Source organism: Bradyrhizobium sp. NBAIM08 (assembly GCF_020193935.1).
Lineage (GTDB): Bacteria > Pseudomonadota > Alphaproteobacteria > Rhizobiales > Xanthobacteraceae > Bradyrhizobium > Bradyrhizobium yuanmingense.
Window position 1 is genome coordinate 1 of the sequence record NZ_JADYVR010000913.1, and the last position, 406, is coordinate 406.

A 406-nucleotide genomic window follows, 5' to 3' on the forward strand; every position below is an offset into this window, starting at 1 on the left:
CCGACGAACTGCGCAAGCTGTGCCAGGCGAGCTTCAGGGAGGTCGAGGTCAAGGGCATCTTCGGCTCCCCCGCCTACATGGAGATATTCGACGAGGAACGGGCCACGCTCGACCGCGTGCTGCGCTTCGACCCGCTGAAGTTCCGCAAGGCGGTCCCGATGAAGATGCGCCAGCGCCTCTACGACACGATGCTCAGCCGGTTCCGCAAGGACGACGACCCGCGCGCCGCAAAGATCACCCCGGACGATTTCTTCCTCGGTGACGATGGCCTCGACGAATCGCTCGACGTCGTCGCCATCTGCCGGGGACCGATCCGTTGACGCCCGTCCCCGACTGGAAGGGCGAGGCCGCGTCGGTCTGCGTCTGGTGCGGCTACACCCTTGACGACGCCAAGCGCCCGTTCGGC

Annotated in this window: 1 protein-coding gene; it reads left to right on the forward strand. The window is 66.5% G+C overall.

What is annotated here, in order from left to right; translation table 11 throughout:
• Positions 1-320 (forward strand): hypothetical protein (locus I6F37_RS42685; protein ID WP_225154781.1); only part of this gene is annotated, 320 nt, incomplete at its 5' end.
• Between the last annotated feature and the right edge of the window lie 86 nt (positions 321-406).